A 15136-nucleotide genomic window follows, 5' to 3' on the forward strand; every position below is an offset into this window, starting at 1 on the left:
CCGCCGTCCTCCTCCCGGCGGCAGGGGAGGATGCCCCGGGGGATCCGGCCGGCGGTGCCGGGACCGAGGGAGGAGGACGGGTGTTCTACCTCGTCGCACGGTTCCTGCTGCGGCCGCTGCTGGTCCTGGTGTTCCGGGCGCGGGTGCGCGGACGGGAGAACGTGCCGGCCACCGGCGCCTTCATCATCGCCAGCAACCACCTGTCGTTCGTCGACAGCATCGTGATCCCGCTGGCCGCCCCGCGCCGGGTGCACTACCTGGCCAAGGCCGAGTACTTCACCGGCTCCGGCGTCGGCGGGTGGCTCACCCGCACGCTGTTCACCGCGCTGGGCGCGATGCCGGTGGAGCGGGAGACCTCCCGGGCCGCCCAGGGGGCCCTCGACACCGCGCTCGGCGTGCTGCGGCGGGGGGAGGGCTTCGGCATCTACCCCGAGGGCACCCGCTCCCGCGACGGCCGGCTGGCCCGCGGCAAGACCGGCGTCGCCTGGCTGGCGCTCACCGCCGACTGCCCGGTGGTGCCGGTCGCCGTCGCCGGCACCGACCGGGTCCAGCCGGTCGACTCCCGCTGGCCGCGCCCCCACCGGGTGTCGGTCACCTTCGGGGCGCCGCTGACCTTCCCGGAGTACCGCGGCCAGGCCGCGAAAGGCCGCCCGCGCCGCGACGTCACCGACCGGATCATGGAGGCCATCGCCGAGCTGTCGGGGCAGGAGAAGGCCGGGTGGGGGCAGCAGCCCGCACCCAGCGCGCCACCCGCCGCCCCGTGAGCGGCGCCCTGCTCGTCGCCGGCACCACCTCCGACGCCGGCAAGTCCGTCGTCACCGCCGGCATCTGCCGCTGGCTGGCCCGCCAGGGCGTGCGGGTGGCGCCGTTCAAGGCGCAGAACATGAGCAACAACTCGATGGTCACCGCCGACGGCGCCGAGATCGGCCGGGCGCAGGTCATGCAGGCCGCGGCCGCCGGTGTGGAGCCCGAGGCGGCGATGAACCCGGTGCTGCTCAAGCCCGGCGGCGAGGACGCCAGCCAGGTCGTCGTCCTCGGCCGGCCGGTGGCCGAGGTGACGGCGCTGTCCTACCGGCCGATGAAGGCCGCGCTGCTGGAGCAGGTCCTGGCCAGCCTGGCCGACCTGCGGTCGCGGTTCGACGTCGTCGTCTGCGAGGGCGCCGGCTCCCCCACCGAGATCAACCTGCGCGCCGACGACATCGCCAACATGGGCCTGGCCACCGCGGCGGGGCTGCCGGTGGTCGTCGTCGGCGACATCGACCGCGGCGGGGTGTTCCCCGCGCTCTACGGCACGGTCGCGCTCATGCCGCCGGCCGACCAGCGGCTGGTGGCCGGCTTCCTGGTCAACAAGTTCCGCGGCGACGTCCGGCTGCTGCGGCCCGGCCTCGACCAGCTCACCGCGCTCACCGGGCGGCCCACGCTCGGCGTGCTGCCCTGGCTGCCCGGCGCCGCGGTCGACGTCGAGGACTCCCTCGGCATCCCCACCGGCGTCTCCCCGGCCGGGCCGCCGCACGGCGAGGACGTGCTGCGGGTGGCCGTGGCCCGGCTGCCCCGGCTGTCCAACGCCACCGACCTCGACGCGCTGGCCGCCGAGCCCGGTGTGCTCGTCCGGTTCGTCACCCGCCCCGAGGAGGCCGCCGACGCCGACCTCGTGGTGCTGCCGGGCACCCGCTCGACCGTGGCCGACCTGGCGTGGCTGCGCGCGAGCGGCCTGGCCGACGCGGTGCTCCGGCGCGCGGCCGAGGGCCGGCCGGTGCTCGGCATCTGCGGCGGGCACCAGATGCTCGCCCGCACGATCACCGACGACGTCGAGTCGCGGGCCGGCGCCGTCGCCGGGCTGGGGCTGCTGCCGGCCGAGGTGCGGTTCGCGCGGGAGAAGACGCTCGGCCGACCGTCCGGGCGGGCCCTCGGCCACCCGGTGCACGGCTACGAGATCCACCACGGCGTGGTCACCTACACCGGCGCCGCCGAGCCGTTCCTCGACGGCGGCCGGGCCGGGTCGGTGTGGGGCACCACCTGGCACGGCGCGCTGGAGAACGACGGCTTCCGGCGGGCCTTCCTCACCGAGGTGGCGCGCGCGACCGGGCGGCGGTTCACGCCGGCGCCCGGCACCTCCTTCGCCGCCGTCCGCGAGCGGCGCCTGGACGCCCTCGGCGACCTCGTGGCCGAGCACGCCGACACCGACGCGCTCCGGCGGCTGGTCGAGGAGGGCCCGCCGGCGGACCTGCCGCTGCTGCCGCCCGGGGAGGCGCTCAGCCGGCGGTGAGCCGCTCCCGGACGTCGTCGGGCCAGGGCACCGGGGCGCCGCCGGCCGTGCCGACGTAGGTGCTGCGCACGACGCAGCACACCCGCTCGCCCACCCGGACGGTGAAGCGCACGGTCACGCTGGTGCGGCCCACCCGCTCGGTCTCGGCGTCGACGGCGACCGTGTCGCCGTAGCGCGCCGGCGAGGACCACTCCAGCGTGCTGGCCTTGACCACCGGGTCGGCGCGGGCGGCGATCTCCTGCCACGGCAGGCCGAGCGAGGCCCACCACAGGGCGCTGGCCTCGTCGGCCCACACCAGGTAGTGCGCGTTGAAGACCACGCCCTGCTGGTCGCACTCGACGAAGCGGACCGGGGCGCTCCACGTCACGGACACGGCCGGCCACGCTAGCGGGGTTACGGTGCTGCGCATGCACGACGACGGCACCGACCCGGTCCTCGCGGGGTACCGCCCGCCCTCGCAGCTGGTGCTGGACAAGGAGATCGACCACCTCGACGTCCACTGCCGCGCCTTCATCGGGCTCTCGCCGTTCCTGACGATGTCGACGGCCGACGCCGACGGCTGGCCGGAGATCTCCCCGCGCGGCGGCGACCCGGGCTTCGTGCGGGTCCTCGACGAGCACCGCCTGGTGCTGCCCGACCGGCAGGGCAACAACCGGCTCGACAGCCTGCGCCGGGTCGCGGTCAACCCGCGGGTGGCGCTGCTGTTCTTCGTGCCGGGCGTGGAGGAGACCCTCAAGGTCTTCGGCACCGGGGAGCTCGCCCCCGCCGACGCCCTCGACGTCGACCTCACCGAGTTCGGCAAGCCGCCGCGCTCGCTGCTGGTCGTCACCGTGCAGCGGGCCTACCTGCAGTGCGCCAAGGCGGTCATGCGCTCGGGGCTGTGGGACCCGGCGGCCCGCATCGACCGCGGCGCGCTGCCGCCCTTCGGCGTCATGATCCGCGACCACTGCCGGCTCGAGACGCCGCTGCCCGACGACGCGACGATCCGCGCGGAGCTCGCCCTCGAGCTCTGAGGAAGGACCTCCCTGCCCCCCCACCGCTCGCAGGCTCGCGACGGGCCCCTGCAGGCAGGCCGTCCAGAACGTCACCACGGCCTGCCAGGCTGCGGGGCATGGCGACGGACGTGCAGGTGGTGATCGACTCGGCCGACCCGCACGCGCAGGCCGACTGGTGGGCCGAGGCGCTGGGCTGGCAGGTGGAGCCCCAGGACGAGGAGTTCATCCGGCGGACGGTGGCGGCCGGGCACGCCACGGAGGCCGACACCACCACGCACCGCGGCCGGCTGGTGTGGGCCGTGGGCGCGGCCATCACCTCCCCCGACCCCGGCCGCCCGCGGGTGCTGTTCCAGCGGGTCCCCGAGGCCAAGACGGTCAAGAACCGCGTACACCTCGACGTGCACGTGGGCGCCGAGCGGCGGGAGGCCGAGGTGGCCCGGCTGCTCAGCATGGGCGCCACCGAGCTCTGGCGGGAGTCGCAGGGGCCCTACACGTGGGCCACGCTCGCCGACCCCGAGGGCAACGAGTTCTGCGTCGCCTGAGGTGTGGTCGCCTGAGACGTGGTCGCCCCGGACCCGCTACGAGACCGGCAGGTCGCGGGCGAGCCGCCGGGAGACGACGGTCCGCTCGGCGATGCGGCGGGTGCGCCGGCGCCGCGGCCCGCGGCCGGTGCCGAGGTACCTCGCGTCCTCCACCAGCTGGAAGGCCGCGAGCACGCTGGCGCGTGGTTCGCGCCCCAGCGGGACGGTGGCCACGACGGGCTGGGCCGAGGTCATGGGAGCCCCCCTCTCCCGGGGAGCGGTCTGCTGCGCGCCCCGTGACGCAATGGTGCCCAGGAACGACGCTCCGGAACCGGAACCGGGGCGAATTGGTACCGGTGTGACGAACGAGACGGCTGTGACGGCGCCGACCCCGGCGGATCCGTACGGTGCGGCCATGAGCCGACCGCGCCGCCTCGTGGACGCCGTCCTCTCCCTCGTGCGGGCCGCCGCGGCGCCGGCCGGCCCGCGGCGCGCCTCCCGCCGGGCGCCCCGGGCTCCGCAGCCGGGACCGGCGGGCCCGGGCATCGACACGGACTACCGCCCCCGGGCCGACGGCCGGCCCGATCCCGGCGAGGTGGTGTGGGCCTGGGTGCCCTACGACGAGGGCGACGGCCGGGGCAAGGACCGCCCGGTGCTCGTGGTCGGCCGGCGCGGGACCGACCTGGTCGGCCTCGCGCTGACCAGCAAGGACCACGACCGCGACGCCGCCGACGAGGCCCGGCACGGCCGCACGTGGATGGACGTCGGCAGCGGCGGGTGGGACCGGCAGGGCCGGCCGAGCGAGGTGCGGCTGGACCGGCTGCTGGTGCTCGACCCGGCGGACGTGCGGCGCGAGGGCGCGGCGCTGGACCGGGCGGTGTTCGACCGGGTGGTGGCCGCCGCCCGCCGGCTGCAGGGCTGGTGAGGGGTCAGCCGCCCGCGGTGCGGTCGCGGGGCGGCTGGGGGCCCGCCGGGCGGAGGTGGTAGACGCCGGCCTGGCCGGGCAGCGGGTGCAGGTCGTAGCGGGAGACGACCTTCGGGCCGTCGTGCAGGTGCACGTGCGTGACCGTGGGCAGCGGGTCCCCGTGACGTGCGGCGCGGATCTCCACCCGCCCGTCGAGCGGGCCGCCCACGAACAGCAGCACGGCGTCCTGCGCCGTCGCCGCGGCGTCGCCGGGCAGCTCGGTGGTGTCGACGTCGGACAGGTCGGTCTCCTCCCTCGGCGCGGTCACCCGGTCGAGGGTAGGCGCCTCCTGCCCGGCGTCATCCCGGGCGGCGGCGCAGCCGCCGGGCCACCAGCGGTGCGGCGAGCAGCATCACGAACAGCCGCAGCACCTGGACGGCGAGGACGAAGGTGGTGTCGGCGCCGCTGCCGGTGGCCGTGGCCAGGACGGCGTAGAGGCCCCCGGGCGTCGTCGCGAGGTAGCCGTCGAGGCGGCTGACGCCGGTGGCCGCGGACAGCACCAGGCCCAGGCCCGCGCAGGCGGCGACCAGCCCCACGATGATCGCCAGGGCCAGCGGCAGCGCTCCGCCGACGGTGCGCAGGCTCGCCACGGTGAACCGCACGCCGACCGCGAGGCCGATGAGCAGGAAGGCCGCCGCCTCGACCGCCGCCGGCACCTCCGCGCCGCGGGAGGCGCCGGACAGGTCGGCCGCGGCGGACACCAGCAGCGGGCCGAGCAGGGCCGGCACCGGCAGCCGCACCAGCCGCGCGAGCAGCACGCCGGCCAGCGCGCAGGCCACGGTGAACAGCAGCCCGGCCGGCTCCCCCGGCCCCGGCGGGCCCACGGGGACGACGGCGGCGCCCGGGTCGGCGCCGAAGACCGTCGTCGCCACCACCGGCAGCGACACCACGATCAGCACCACGCGCAGGTACTGCAGGACGGCGACCATCCGGTCGTCGGCGCCCAGGTCGCGGGCCATCGCGGTGATCCCGGACGCGCCGCCGGCGATCATCGCGAAGGCGCCGGTCACCGGGCTGATGCCCGGCCGCAGCCGCAGCAGCAGCCCCGCGGCGACGGTGAGCAGCAGCGTGGCGAGGGTGACCAGCAGGACCGGCGCCCACTCCTCCCCGATCGCGGCCAGGGTGCCGGGGTCGACCAGCGTGCCGATCGAGATCCCGACGACGGCCTGCGCGGCCGCCTGACCGGCCCGGGGCACGTCGACGGGGGTGCGCCCGGCCAGCCCGCGGACCAGCCCGGCCAGCAGCCCGCCGAACAGCGCCGAGGACGGGACACCGGCCCGGTCGAGGACGACGGCCGCCACGGCGCCGCCCGCGACCACCAGGGCACCGTCGGCCAGCAGGCGCGGGTCGGGGCGCGGCGCCCTCACAGACCGGCGATGCGGCGCAGCTCGGCGACGTGGGCGTCGAACGCCCGCCGCCCCTCGCCGGTCAGCGACAGGCTGGTCCGCTGCCGGGAGGCCACGGTCGCCTTGCTGACCCGCACGTAGCCGGCCTCCTCGAGCTGCCGGACGTGCTTGGACAGCACCGAGTCGCTCACGCCGACCCGGTCGCGGACGGTGGCGAACTCCATCGTGTCGACGGCGGCGAGCAGCCCGCAGACCTGCAACCGGGGCGGGGGGTGGATGACGGGGTCGAAGTGCGGGGCGACCGCGGTCACAGGCCCCTCCGCAGCTCGGCCACCCAGCGGCGGCCCCACACCCGGCTGAGCACCCCGACCGCGATGCCCAGGACCGCGCCGGCCACCACCATGGCCCCGTGCCGGCCGAAGCCCTCGGACAGGACCAGTGCCGGGACCAGGACCAGCAGCACCATCGCGCCCCAGGCCGTCAGCGCGGGGCCGCCGGTGGTGACCCACACCCCGGTCCTCCGCCGGTAGGCCGAGACCAGCGCCCCGAGCCCGGCCCCGAACAGCAGCAGCGCCGGGAACGTCACCCACAGCGAGTCCAGCGCGTAGGAGGACAGGAAGCCGAACAGCAGCAGCCCGAGCGCGACGTCGTACCACCACGGCTGCAGCACGCGGTCGGCGAGCGCCGCCCGGTCGGCCCGCAGCGTGTCCAGCTGCGCGGCGGCGGCGTCCCGGTCGAGCTCGTGACTTTCCATGCCGGAAAGCCTGCTCCCTGACTTTCCGATCCGTCAAGTCACGGCCCGGCCTGTCTCCCCCGCCCGGCGCGTGGTTGCATGACCGGGCCACAGCGACGGCAGTGGAGGAAGCCCGGTGCGACTCCGGCGCGGTCCCGCCACTGTGACCCGGCACCTCGACCAGGAGGCACCGGGGAGTCAGGAACTCCCGCCGTCGCCTCCTGCCACCTCCGGGCGTGGACACCCGGGGAGAGGACCCGTGCCGCGTGACGTACCCCTTCGGCGCCGTCGTCGGCATGGACGACATGCGCCTGGCGCTGCTGCTCAACGCCGTCTCCCCCGCCATCGGCGGGGTGCTGGTGCGCGGTGAGAAGGGGACGGCGAAGTCGACGACGGTGCGCGCGCTGGCCGCTGTGCTGCCGCCGGTCGCCGTCGTGCCCGGCTGCCGGTTCGCCTGCGACCCCGCCGCCCCCGACCCGGCCTGCCCCGACGGCCCGCACGACGCCGTCCCCGGGCACACCCGCCCGGCGCGGCTGGTCGAGCTGCCGGTGGGCGCCTCGGAGGACCGCGTCGTCGGGTCGCTGGACCTCGAGCGGGCGCTGACCGAGGGCGTGAAGGCCTTCGAGCCGGGCCTGCTGGCCGCCGCGCACCGGGGCGTGCTCTACGTCGACGAGGTCAACCTGCTGCACGACCACCTCGTCGACCTGCTGCTCGACGCCGCCGCGCTCGGCACCGCCTACGTCGAGCGCGAGGGCGTCTCGGTGCGGCACGCGGCGCGGTTCCTGCTGGTCGGCACCATGAACCCCGAGGAGGGCGAGCTGCGCCCGCAGCTGCTCGACCGGTTCGGGCTCACCGTGGAGGTGGCCGCGCCGCGCGACCCGGCCGAGCGCGCCGAGGTGGTGCGCCGCCGGTTCGCGTACGACGCCGACCCGGCCGGGTTCACGGCCGCGTGGGCGGCCGAGGAGGCCGGGCTGGCGCGCCGCATCGCCGAGGCCCGCGCCCGGCTGCCGCAGGTGGTCCTCTCCGACGACGCGCTGCGCCAGGTCACCGCCGTCTGCGCCGCCTTCGACGTCGACGGGCTGCGCGCCGACCTGGTCACCGCCCGCACCGCGATCGCGCACGCCGCCTGGTGCGGCCGCGACGCGGTGACCGAGGACGACGTCCGCGTCGCCGCCCGGCTCGCGCTCCCCCACCGCCGGCGGCGCGACCCGTTCGACACGCCGGGCATCGACGACGACACCCTCGAGCAGGCGCTCGAGGACGCCCGCCCCGACGACGGTCCGGACGACGGCCCCGACGGCGACCCGCCCCCGGACGGCCCCGGCGGTGGCGCTCCCCCGCCCGCCGGCGACGGTCCCGCGGACGACCCGTCGAGATCGCGGGATCTCGACGGCGACGCCGCCCCGGAACCGCCGAGATCGCGCGATCTCGACCAGCGGGGGCAGGGCCGGGAGGGGCACGGCGGCGGGTGCGCGCCCGTGCGGGAGCGGGCCGCGGTCGCGCCGTCGGACCCCTTCCGCGCGCGCCGGCTGGAGGTGCCCGGCATCGGCGCCGGCGCGGCCGGGCGGCGGTCGAGGGCGCGCGCCGAGCGCGGCCGCGTCGTCGGGTCGGTGCGCCCCGGCGGGCCGGTGACGCGGCTGCACCTGGTCGACACCGTGCTGGCCGCCGCACCGCACCAGGCGGCGCGCGGCCGCACCGGCCCCGGGCTGCGGATCGCCCGCGAGGACCTGCGCCAGGCCACGCTGGAGGGCCGCGAGGGCAACCTCGTGCTCTTCGTCGTCGACGCGAGCGGCTCGATGGGGTCGCGCTCGCGGATGGCCGCGGTCAAGGGGGCGGTGCTGTCCCTGCTGCTCGACGCCTACCAGCGGCGCGACAAGGTCGGCCTGGTCACCTTCCGCGGCACCGACGCCGACCTCGCGCTGCCGCCCACCTGGTCGGTGGAGGCCGCCGCGGCCCGGCTGCGCGAGCTGCCCACCGGCGGGCGGACCCCGCTGGCCGCGGGCCTGCTGCGCGCCGCCGACGTGCTGCGCGTGGAGCGGGTGCGCGACCCGCGCCGGCGGCCGCTGCTCGTCGTCGTCACCGACGGGCGGGCCACCGGCGCGCGCGGCTCCGACGCGCTCGCGACGGCGCACGCCGCGGCACAGCGGCTGGCCGCCGGCGACACCGCGGCCGTCGTCGTCGACTGCGAGTCGGGGCCCGTGCGGCTCGGGCTGGCCGGGGTCCTCGGCGCCCACCTGGGCGCGCGGACGCTGCGGCTGGAAGAGCTCGCCGCCGAGTCGCTGGCGCAGACCGTGCGCAGCGCGAGGGCCGCCTGATGCCGCAGGGGCAGGTCGCGGTCACCCCGCAGGACGGGCTGACGACGCGCCAGCGGCGCAACCGGCCGCTGCTCGCCGTGCACACCGGCGAGATGAAGGGCAAGTCCACCGCCGCGTTCGGCATGGCCATGCGCGCGTGGAACCAGGGCTGGCCGATCGCGGTCTACCAGTTCGTCAAGAGCGCCAAGTGGCGGGTGGGCGAGGAGAACGCGCTCACCGCGCTGGGCCGGCTGCACGAGCAGACCGGCGAGGGCGGGCCCGTGGTCTGGCACAAGATGGGCTCGGGCTGGAGCTGGTCGCGCCGGCAGGGCACCGAGGTCGACCACGCCGCCGACGCCGCCGAGGGCTGGGCGCAGATCAAGCGGGACCTGGCCGCCGAGGCCCACCGCTTCTACGTCCTCGACGAGTTCACCTACCCCCTGACGTGGGGCTGGGTCGACGTCGACGACGTCGTCGAGACGCTGGTGCACCGGCCGGGCACGCAGCACGTCGTCGTCACCGGGCGCAACGCGCCGCAGGCGCTGGTCGACGCCGCCGACCTGGTCGTGGAGATGACCAAGGTCAAGCACCCGATGGACGCCGGCCAGAAGGGCCAGCGGGGGATCGAGTGGTGAGCGTCCCGCGCGTGGTGGTCGCCGCCCCGAGCAGCAACGCGGGCAAGACGTCGGTGACCACCGGCCTGGTCGCGGCGCTGACCGCCCGCGGGCACACCGTCTCCCCGCACAAGGTCGGCCCGGACTACATCGACCCCGGCTACGCGGGCCTGGCCGCCGGCCGCCCGGGCCGCAACCTCGACCCCTGGCTGGTCGGCGAGGAGCGGATCGCGCCGCTGTTCCTGCACGGCGCGCGCGGGGCCGACGTCGCCGTCGTCGAGGGCGTGATGGGCCTGTTCGACGGCGCCACCCACCCCACCGTCGAGCCCGGCTTCGCCTCGACCGCGCACGTCGCGGGCCTGCTGCGGGCACCGGTCGTGCTCGTCGTCGACGCCTCGTCGCAGGCGCGCAGCGTCGCCGCGCTGGTGCACGGGTTCGCCACGTTCGACCCGGCGGTCCGCATCGGCGGGGTGGTGCTCAACCGGGTCGGCAGCGACCGGCACGAGGCGATCCTGCGCGAGGCCCTCGGCGCCGCCGGGGTGCCGGTGCTCGGCGCGCTGCGGCGGGTGGAGGCGCTGGCCACGCCGTCGCGGCACCTGGGCCTGGTGCCGGCGGCCGAGCGGTCGGCCGAGGCGCTGGCCACCGTCCGGCGGCTGGGCGAGGTGGTCGCCGCCGGGGTCGACCTCGACGCCGTCGTGCGGCTGGCCCGCACCGCCCCGCCCCTGCCGGCAACCCCCTGGGACCCCGCCGCCGAGGTGACGCCGGTGCCCGGGCGGCCGCGGATCGCCGTCGCCGGCGGGCCGGCGTTCACCTTCGGCTACGCCGAGGACACCGAGCTGCTCACCGCGGCCGGCGCCGAGGTGGTGACCGTCGACCCGCTCCGCGACGAGGCCCTGCCCGAGCGCACCGCCGGCCTGGTCGTGGGCGGCGGCTTCCCCGAGGTCTACGCCGACGCGCTGTCGGCCAACGAGACGCTGCGCGCCGACGTCGCCGCGCTGGCCGCCCGCGGCGGGCCGGTCGCGGCCGAGTGCGCCGGGCTGCTCTACCTCTCCCGCGAGCTCGACGGCGCCCCGATGTGCGGCGTCCTCGACGTCGCCACCCGCATGACGCCGCGGCTGACCCTGGGCTACCGCGCCGCCGTCGCGCTCACCGACAGCGTGCTGGCCCCGGCCGGCACCCGGGTGCGCGGGCACGAGTTCCACCGCACCGCCGCCGACCCGCCCGCCGGCGCCACCCCGGCCTGGCAGTGGTCGGCGGGTGGGCCCGAGGGCTTCGTCGCGGGCTCGGTGCACGCCTCCTACCTGCACCTCAACCGCGCGGGCAGCCCCGCGCTGGCCGAACGGTTCGTGGCCGCCTGCGCGGCGGCCGTGCCGGAAGGGGTACGGCATGCACATCGCTGAGGGGTTCCTCCCGGCACCGCACGCCGTCGGCTGGACGGTCGCGGCCGCGCCGTTCGTGGTGCACGGGGCCCGCGCGGTGGTGCGGGAGGTGCGCGAGCACCCCGAGTCCACGCTGCTGCTCGGCGCGGCCGGCGCGTTCACCTTCGTGCTCAGCGCGATCAAGCTGCCCTCGGTCACCGGCAGCTCCAGCCACCCGACGGGCACCGGCGCCGGGGCGGTGCTGTTCCGGCCCCCGGTGATGGCGCTGCTCGGCACCGTCGTCCTGCTGTTCCAGGCGCTGCTGCTCGCCCACGGCGGGCTCACCACGCTCGGCGCCAACGCCTTCGCCTTCGCCGTCGTCGGCCCGTGGGCCGGCTACGGCGCCTACCGGCTGACCCGGGCGCTGGGCGCCGGGCTGCTGCCCGGCGTGTTCGTCGCCCTCGCGCTGGCCGACCTGGCCACCTACGTCACGACGTCGCTGCAGCTGGCGCTGGCCTTCCCCGACGCCGCCAGCGGCGTGCTCGGCGCCGCCGGCAAGTTCCTCGGGGTCTTCGCGCTCACCCAGGTGCCGCTCGCGGTCGGCGAGGGCCTGCTCGGCGTGCTGCTGTTCCGGGTGCTCACCGTCAACGCCCGGCCCGAGCTCGAGCGCCTCGGCGTGCTGCGCCCGGCCGCCGCGCAGGAGCCGGCGGAGGAGGCGCGGTGACCCGCCGGCGGCTGGTCACCGCGCTGCTGGTGCTCGCGGTGGTGGCGCTGTTCGCCCTCCCGCTGGTGCTCGACGGCGGGGCGTCGGACTACGCCGGCACCGACGGCGCGGCCACCGAGGCCATCGAGGAGTCGGGCTACACCCCGTGGTTCGAGTCGGTGTTCAGCCCGTCGTCGGCCGAGGTGGAGTCGGGGCTGTTCGCCCTGCAGGCGGCGCTGGGCGGCGGCGTGCTCGGCTACGTCCTCGGCCGGCTGCGCGGCCGGCGGGCCGCGCGCGAGACGACCCCGCCCGCCGAGGGGCCGTGACCGGCCTGGCGGTCGACGACGCCGCCTGGGCCAGCGCGTGGCGCACCCGCTCGCCGGTCGACAAGCTGCTGCTGTGCGCCGGCCTGGTGGTCTGCGCCCTGGTGCTGCCCGCGTGGCCGGGCAGCGTGCTGGTCGCACTGGCCGCCGTCGTGCTGGCGCTGGGCCCGGCGCGGGTGCCGGCCCGCACGTTCGGCCGCGCGGTGCGCTGGCCGCTGGCGTTCGTGCTGACCGGCGCGCTGACCGCCGTCGTCTCGGTCGACGGCGGCGGGGTCGGCTGGGCGCCGGGCGCGGCCGCCCGCGCCGGGGAGCTGGTCGGGCACTCCGTCGCCGGCGGCGCGGCGGTGCTGCTGCTGGCCACCACCACGCCGGTGACCGACCTGCTCGCGGCGCTGCGGCGGCTGCGCGTGCCGGCCGCGGTGGTCGAGGTCGCCGGGGTGACCTACCGGATGCTGTTCGTGCTGCTGGAGAGCGTGCGCACCATCCGCGAGGCGCAGACCGCGCGGATGGGGCACTCGACGTGGCGGCGCTCCTACCGGTCCTCGGGCGCGCTCGCCGCCGCGGTGCTCACCCGCTCGTGGCAGCGCGCCCGCCGGCTGCAGGAGGGCCTGGCCGGCCGCGGCCTGGAGACCGGGCTGCGGGTGCTGCCGGAGTCCCGGCCCTCGTCGCGGGGCTTCCTCGCCGCCACCGCCGCGGGGCTCGCCGCGCTCGTCGCCGTGGGCGTGCTGGCGTGAGCCACCGGACGCTGGCCGCCGAGGGGCTGGTCGTCGGCTACGAGCGGGGCCGGCGGGTCCTCGACGGCGCCTCGCTCACCGTCCCCGCGGGCCGCCGGCTGGCGCTGCTCGGCGCCAACGGCTCGGGCAAGACGACGCTGCTGCGCTGCCTGTCCGGCGCGCTGCGCCCCGACGCCGGCGCGGTCGCCGTCGACGGGCAGCTGCTGCGGTACACCCGCGGTGGGCTGCGGACGCACCGGCAGGAGGTCCAGCTGGTGCTGCAGGACCCGGACGACCAGCTGTTCAGCGCCTCGGTGGCGCAGGACGTCTCCTTCGGCCCGCTCAACCTGGGCCTGCCCGAGGACGCCGTCCGCGCGCGGGTGGCCGAGGCGCTGGCGCTGCTCGCCGTCGACGCGCTGGCCGCCCGGCCCACCCACCAGCTCTCCTACGGCGAGCGCAAGCGCGTGGCGATCGCCGGCGCGGTGGCCATGCGCCCGTGCGTGCTGCTGCTCGACGAGCCCACCGCCGGTCTCGACCCCTCCGCCGTCGCCGAGGCGCTGGCCGCCCTGGAGCGGCTGCAGGCGTCGGGGTCGACGGTGGTGATGAGCACCCACGACGTCGACCTCGCGCTGCGCTGGGCCGACGAGGTCGCCGTCGTCGTCGACCGGCGGGTGGTGCAGGGCGCGCCCGCCGACCTCCTCGCCGACGACGGCCTGCTCGCCCGCGCCCGCCTCGACCGGCCCTGGGCGCTCACCGTCGGCGTCCGGCTGCGCGCGCTCGGGCTGCTCCCCGACGACGGCCCGCTCCCCCGCGACGCCGCCGCGCTGCTCGCCGCCCTCCCCGACCGCCCCGGCGTCGTCCCGTGGACGTGACCGTCGGCGTCGGCGCGGTGCCGGGGGTCTCGGCGCAGGAGGTGCTCGCCGCCGTCGACGCGGTGCTGCCCGCCGGTGCCCGGGTGGCCCGGCTGGCCACCCTCGACGTGCGCGCCGCCGAGCCGGGCCTGGCGGGCGCGGCGGCGGCCCGCGGCTGGGCACTGACCGGACACCCCGCGGCGGTCCTCGCGGGGATCGCGGTCCCGTCGCCGTCGGCTCGGGTGGCCGCGGCGGTGGGCACGCCGTCGGTGGCCGAGGCCGCGGCGCTGGTGGGCGGCGCGCGGCTGGTGGTGCCCAAGACGGTCCGCGGGCGGGTGACCGTGGCGGTGTCCGCGTGAGCGACGTCGACCTCGACCACCACGGCGACCTGGAGCTGGCCCCCGGGCTGGTCGACCTCGCCGTCAACGTGCGCGCCGGCACCCCGCCGCCGTGGCTGCGGGCGGTGCTGGCCGCCGCCCTCGACGACGTCGCCGCCTACCCCGACCTGCGCCCGGCCCGCGCCGCGGTGGCCGCCGCGCACGGCCGCGACCCCGCCGAGGTGCTGCCCACCGCCGGCGCCGCCGAGGCCTTCGTGCTGCTGGCGCGGGCGCTGCGGCCGCGGCGGGCGGTCGTGGTGCACCCGTCGTTCACCGAGCCGGAGGCGGCGCTGCGGGCGGCCGGGCACCGCGTCGAGCGGCTGCTGCTCGACCCGCCCGGGTACCGGCTGCGCGCGGTCCCCGACGACGCCGACCTGGTCGTCCTCGGCAACCCCACCAACCCGACGTCGGTGCTCCACCCCGCCGACGACGTCGCCGCGCTGGCCCGGCCCGGGCGGGTGCTGGTCGTCGACGAGGCCTTCGCCGACACCGTGCCCGGCGAGCCGGGGTCGCTGGCCGGGCGCACCGACCTGCCCGGCCTGGTCGTCGTCCGGAGCCTGACCAAGACGTGGGGGCTGGCGGGCCTGCGGGTCGGCCACCTGCTCGGGCCGGCCGGCCTCGTCCGGGAGCTGGCCGCCGCGCAGCCGCACTGGCCGGTGTCCTCGCCGGCGCTGGCCGCGCTGGCCGCCTGCACCACCCCCGCCGCCCGCGCGGAGGCCGACGCGGCGGCCCGCGAGCTGGCCGTGCACCGCGCCGCCCTGCTGGCCGCCCTGCCGCCCGGCGTCGTCGTCGGGGAGCCGCGGTCGTCGTTCGTGCTGCTGCGCGTCCCCGGCGGGGCGCGGGTGCGCGCGGCGCTGCGCGAGCGCGGCTGGGCGGTGCGCCGCGGGGACACCTTCCCCGGCCTGTCGCCCGACCACCTCCGGGTCGCCGTGCGCGACCCGGCGACCTCGCGTGCGTTCGCCGCCGACCTCGCTGGGATCCTGGGGGCCGAGGTCCCTGGTCCGCTGCCGACGACGACGTCGCTGCCGGCCGCCGTCCCGGAGGAGCACCGCTGAACGCCACGCCCGTCGACCCCGCG

The 15136-nt window shown here is 77.9% G+C and carries 20 protein-coding genes and 1 riboswitch; of the genes, 14 read left to right on the forward strand and 6 right to left on the reverse strand.

Features of this window, described 5'->3' with window-relative positions; all coding sequences use genetic code 11:
* Positions 1-80 precede the first annotated feature (80 nt).
* Together ACI8AD_RS02435 and ACI8AD_RS02440 are read left to right on the forward strand one after the other, a co-directional pair.
* Positions 81-764, forward strand: coding sequence for a lysophospholipid acyltransferase family protein (locus ACI8AD_RS02435; protein ID WP_089405979.1), 684 nt, complete (start codon positions 81-83; stop codon positions 762-764).
* Positions 719-2266, forward strand: a complete 1548-nt coding sequence (locus ACI8AD_RS02440; RefSeq protein ID WP_456868972.1) for a cobyric acid synthase — start codon at positions 719-721, stop codon at positions 2264-2266. Before ACI8AD_RS02435 ends, ACI8AD_RS02440 begins: the two co-directional genes overlap by 46 nt.
* Here ACI8AD_RS02440 and ACI8AD_RS02445 read toward each other — a convergent pair.
* Positions 2253-2639, reverse strand: a complete 387-nt coding sequence (locus tag ACI8AD_RS02445; RefSeq protein WP_456868973.1) for an acyl-CoA thioesterase — start codon at positions 2637-2639, stop codon at positions 2253-2255. The two genes, ACI8AD_RS02440 and ACI8AD_RS02445, sit on opposite strands and share 14 nt — an antisense overlap.
* A 34-nt stretch (positions 2640-2673) precedes the next feature.
* Here ACI8AD_RS02445 and ACI8AD_RS02450 point away from each other — a divergent pair, with 34 nt between their 5' ends.
* Both ACI8AD_RS02450 and ACI8AD_RS02455 read left to right on the forward strand, forming a co-directional pair.
* Complete coding sequence (locus ACI8AD_RS02450; protein WP_456868974.1) at positions 2674-3279, forward strand: MSMEG_1061 family FMN-dependent PPOX-type flavoprotein; 606 nt, start codon at positions 2674-2676, stop codon at positions 3277-3279.
* Positions 3280-3377: 98 nt separating this feature from the next.
* Positions 3378-3803, forward strand: a complete 426-nt coding sequence (locus tag ACI8AD_RS02455; protein WP_456868975.1) for a VOC family protein — start codon at positions 3378-3380, stop codon at positions 3801-3803.
* 36 nt (positions 3804-3839) lie between these two features.
* Here ACI8AD_RS02455 and ACI8AD_RS02460 read toward each other — a convergent pair whose 3' ends face one another.
* Positions 3840-4037, reverse strand: coding sequence for a hypothetical protein (locus ACI8AD_RS02460; protein WP_456868976.1), 198 nt, complete (start codon positions 4035-4037; stop codon positions 3840-3842).
* 160 nt (positions 4038-4197) lie between these two features.
* Here ACI8AD_RS02460 and ACI8AD_RS02465 point away from each other — a divergent pair, with 160 nt between their 5' ends.
* On the forward strand, positions 4198-4707 hold the full coding sequence (locus ACI8AD_RS02465) for a type II toxin-antitoxin system PemK/MazF family toxin (protein ID WP_456868977.1): 510 nt from the start codon (positions 4198-4200) through the stop codon (positions 4705-4707).
* 4 nt (positions 4708-4711) lie between these two features.
* Here ACI8AD_RS02465 and ACI8AD_RS02470 read toward each other — a convergent pair whose 3' ends face one another.
* From ACI8AD_RS02470 to ACI8AD_RS02485, 4 genes are read right to left on the reverse strand one after another with little or no spacing between them, the layout of a single operon-like run.
* A complete protein-coding gene (locus ACI8AD_RS02470; RefSeq protein ID WP_456868978.1) occupies positions 4712-5014 on the reverse strand; it encodes a hypothetical protein in 303 nt (100 codons plus the stop codon).
* Positions 5015-5045: 31 nt separating this feature from the next.
* Positions 5046-6113 (reverse strand): AbrB family transcriptional regulator, encoded by a 1068-nt coding sequence (locus tag ACI8AD_RS02475; RefSeq protein WP_456868979.1) that lies wholly within the window; start codon positions 6111-6113, stop codon positions 5046-5048.
* Positions 6110-6403 carry a transcriptional regulator gene (locus ACI8AD_RS02480; RefSeq protein ID WP_456868980.1) on the reverse strand — a complete coding sequence of 98 codons (294 nt, stop codon included), beginning with the start codon at positions 6401-6403 and terminating at the stop codon, positions 6110-6112. Before ACI8AD_RS02480 ends, ACI8AD_RS02475 begins: the two co-directional genes overlap by 4 nt.
* A complete protein-coding gene (locus ACI8AD_RS02485; protein WP_456868981.1) occupies positions 6400-6846 on the reverse strand; it encodes a hypothetical protein in 447 nt (148 codons plus the stop codon). Before ACI8AD_RS02485 ends, ACI8AD_RS02480 begins: the two co-directional genes overlap by 4 nt.
* A gap of 104 nt (positions 6847-6950) precedes the next feature.
* A riboswitch (cobalamin riboswitch) is annotated at positions 6951-7033 on the forward strand.
* Between the two features lie 58 nt (positions 7034-7091).
* On the opposite strand from ACI8AD_RS02485, the gene ACI8AD_RS02490 reads away from it, so the two are divergent.
* Genes ACI8AD_RS02490 through cobC form a run of 9 tightly spaced genes read left to right on the forward strand, consistent with a single transcriptional unit; the run spans position 7092 to position 15113 of the window.
* A complete protein-coding gene (locus ACI8AD_RS02490) occupies positions 7092-9140 on the forward strand; it encodes a putative cobaltochelatase (RefSeq protein WP_456868982.1) in 2049 nt (682 codons plus the stop codon).
* Positions 9140-9754, forward strand: a complete 615-nt coding sequence (gene cobO / locus ACI8AD_RS02495; RefSeq protein ID WP_456868983.1) for a cob(I)yrinic acid a,c-diamide adenosyltransferase — start codon at positions 9140-9142, stop codon at positions 9752-9754. The genes ACI8AD_RS02490 and cobO overlap by 1 nt, the downstream gene beginning before the upstream one ends.
* Positions 9751-11133: a cobyrinate a,c-diamide synthase gene (locus tag ACI8AD_RS02500; protein WP_456868984.1), complete on the forward strand. Its 1383-nt coding sequence runs from the start codon at positions 9751-9753 to the stop codon at positions 11131-11133. Before cobO ends, ACI8AD_RS02500 begins: the two co-directional genes overlap by 4 nt.
* Positions 11120-11815: an energy-coupling factor ABC transporter permease gene (locus ACI8AD_RS02505; protein WP_456868985.1), complete on the forward strand. Its 696-nt coding sequence runs from the start codon at positions 11120-11122 to the stop codon at positions 11813-11815. Before ACI8AD_RS02500 ends, ACI8AD_RS02505 begins: the two co-directional genes overlap by 14 nt.
* Positions 11812-12120, forward strand: a complete 309-nt coding sequence (locus ACI8AD_RS02510) for an energy-coupling factor ABC transporter substrate-binding protein (RefSeq protein WP_456868986.1) — start codon at positions 11812-11814, stop codon at positions 12118-12120. Before ACI8AD_RS02505 ends, ACI8AD_RS02510 begins: the two co-directional genes overlap by 4 nt.
* Positions 12117-12851 (forward strand): cobalt ECF transporter T component CbiQ, encoded by a 735-nt coding sequence (cbiQ, locus tag ACI8AD_RS02515; protein WP_456868987.1) that lies wholly within the window; start codon positions 12117-12119, stop codon positions 12849-12851. Before ACI8AD_RS02510 ends, cbiQ begins: the two co-directional genes overlap by 4 nt.
* Positions 12848-13702, forward strand: coding sequence for an energy-coupling factor ABC transporter ATP-binding protein (locus ACI8AD_RS02520; RefSeq protein WP_456868988.1), 855 nt, complete (start codon positions 12848-12850; stop codon positions 13700-13702). Before cbiQ ends, ACI8AD_RS02520 begins: the two co-directional genes overlap by 4 nt.
* Entirely contained in the window at positions 13693-14040 is a 348-nt protein-coding gene (locus ACI8AD_RS02525) for a cobalamin biosynthesis protein (protein ID WP_456868989.1), read from the forward strand. Before ACI8AD_RS02520 ends, ACI8AD_RS02525 begins: the two co-directional genes overlap by 10 nt.
* Positions 14037-15113, forward strand: coding sequence for an Rv2231c family pyridoxal phosphate-dependent protein CobC (gene cobC / locus ACI8AD_RS02530; protein ID WP_456868990.1), 1077 nt, complete (start codon positions 14037-14039; stop codon positions 15111-15113). Before ACI8AD_RS02525 ends, cobC begins: the two co-directional genes overlap by 4 nt.
* Positions 15114-15136 lie beyond the last annotated feature (23 nt).

This window comes from Geodermatophilus sp. SYSU D00766, assembly GCF_054049915.1.